Below are 2,283 nucleotides of genomic sequence, written 5' to 3' on the forward strand. Positions count from 1 at the left end.
GCAGCGCGACCGTGGCCCCGGCACACGGTCGGAGACCTCGGCGAGCAGCTCGGCGAGCACCTCCTCGTTGGTGTGCTGCGGGCGCCAGCCCGCGTCGTGCAGCCTGCTGCCGCTGACGACCCACGGGTACATCGTGTACGCGAGGTCGCCGGCCGGCGACGGGGTGAGCCCGAGGCGGTGCAGCCGGGAGGCGGCGCCGAGCGCGACGGCCGACGGCAGCTCCATGCGCCGGATGCCGGTCAGCTCCTCGACCTCCTCCTGCTCCAGCCAGCCGTCGCAGCCGACGGCCAGTTCCCCTTCGGCCTTCTCCAGCGCCGCGAACTCCAGCGCGGCGGCCAGGTCGTCGATGTGGCAGAACTGCCAGCACGGCCGGGTGCCCTTGACGACCAGCAGCCGCGGCGACTCGAAGTACCGGGTCAGCGGGGTGTCGACGCCCCCGACGACGGCCGCCGGGCGCACCACCGTGACGTTCAGCCCGGGGTGCGCGCGGGGCGCGCGGCGGCCCAGGCGCTCCATCTCCAGCAGGTCGCCGACGCCGGTGGCCTCCTCGGTGGCGCGCAGCTCGGCGTCCTCGGCGAGCGGGACGGGGTTGTCGGGCAGCGCCCCGTAGACCATGGCGGAGGTGCACAGCACGACGCGGCGCACGCCGGCCGCGGCGGCGGCGGTGAGCACCGTCTGCGTACCACGTACGTTGTACGCCGTACGGGCCGTGGCGTCGGTCTCCAGGTCCAGGTCGAGGGCGAGGTGCACGACGACGTCCGTGCCGCGCAGCTTCTCGGCGATCGCGGGGTCCCGCACGTCCAGCACGTGCCAGTGGGCCTCGGGCAGCTCCCCGCGGCGCTCGTCGATGGCGACGACCTGCTTGACCTCGTCCGAGGCCGCCAGCCGCTCCGTGACCAGGGCGCCGATGCCGGCCGCCGCCCCGGTGACGGCGACGACGGGGCGCCACGCGCCCGGGGCGGGCTCGTCGGCCGCGGCCCCATCGGCGGCCTTTCGCGCTGCGCGAACGTTCGGTTCCGGGGAACTCACCGGGCGGCTCCAGCTGTTGTGTGCAGTAGTTCCATCCATCCTGCCCCAGCCGCACCCGCAGTGGTGGCGGCGGGCGCCAGGACATCGTGCAGGCATACGAAGCGGCATAGGGTGGAGGTAGTGGAGGGCGTACGCCGCCGGCCCGGTGCAGGCGGCCCGACGAGCCGAGGAAACCGTGAGTGACACCCCATTCGGATTCGGCCCCCCGAAGGAGCCGGACGACGACGGCGAGGGCGACGACAAGGGTGCCCGCAAGGGGGACGGCGACCCGAGCGGCCGGGACCCGTTCGGCTTCGGGGGCGCCGGCGGCGACCCGCAGAACCCGTTCGCGGCCCTCTTCGGCTCCCTGGGCGGCCAGGGCGGCGCCATGGGCCCGCAGGACCTGGGCGCGGCCTTCCAGCAGCTCGGCCAGATGCTGAGCTACGAGGGCGGGCCGGTCAACTGGGACATGGCCAAGGACATCGCCAGGCAGACGGTCGCCCAGGGCGCCGCCGGGGGAGATTCGAGGGACGCCAGCGTCGGGGACTCCGAGCGCAAGGCGGTCGAGGAGTCCGTACGGCTGGCCGACCTGTGGCTGGACGGCGCGACGTCGCTGCCGTCCGGCTCGGGCGCCGCGCTGGCCTGGTCCCGCGCGGAGTGGGTCGAGGCGACCCTTCCGGTGTGGAAGGAGCTGGTCGACCCGGTCGCCGAGCGCGTGGGCGCCGCGATGGGCGGTGTGCTGCCGGAGGAGATGCAGGCCATGGCCGGCCCGCTCATCGGCATGATGCGCTCGATGGGCGGAGCCATGTTCGGTACCCAGATCGGGCAGGCGGTGGGGGTGCTGGCCGGCGAGGTCGTCGGCTCCACCGACATCGGGCTGCCGCTGGGTCCCGCGGGCAAGGCGGCGCTGCTGCCGGTGAACATCAAGAGGTTCAGCGAGGGCCTGGGCGTGCCGCTGGACGAGGTCCGGCTGTACCTGGCGCTGCGCGAGGCGGCGCACCAGCGGCTCTTCGCCCACGTACCGTGGCTGCGCTCGCACCTGTTCGGCGCGGTCGAGGGCTACGCGCGCGGCATCAAGGTGGACACGTCCAAGCTTGAGGACCTGGTCGGCCAGGTCGACATCGAGCGTCCCGAGCAGTTGCAGGAGGCGCTGCAGCAGGGCATGTTCCAGCCGGAGGACACCCCGGAGCAGAAGGCGGCGCTGGCCCGGCTGGAGACGGCGCTCGCGCTGGTCGAGGGCTGGGTCGACGCGGTCGTGCACGCCGCCGCGGAGCC

The 2,283-nt window shown here is 74.3% G+C and carries 2 protein-coding genes; one reads left to right on the plus strand and one right to left on the minus strand.

All coding sequences use genetic code 11. The features are described from left to right. Positions 1-1,029, minus strand: a 1,029-nt coding sequence (locus H5J30_RS28075) for an SDR family oxidoreductase (RefSeq protein ID WP_181790095.1), incomplete at its 3' end; no start/stop codon positions are given. A 175-nt stretch (positions 1,030-1,204) separates the two neighbouring features. Between H5J30_RS28075 and H5J30_RS28080 the strand changes: the two genes are divergently transcribed. Continuing rightward, a partial coding sequence (locus tag H5J30_RS28080; protein WP_181790096.1) for a zinc-dependent metalloprotease occupies positions 1,205-2,283 on the plus strand: 1,079 nt, incomplete at its 3' end.

The sequence above is a fragment of the Streptomyces phytophilus genome, assembly GCF_013870535.1.
GTDB classification, from domain to species: Bacteria; Actinomycetota; Actinomycetes; order Streptomycetales; family Streptomycetaceae; genus Streptomyces; species Streptomyces phytophilus.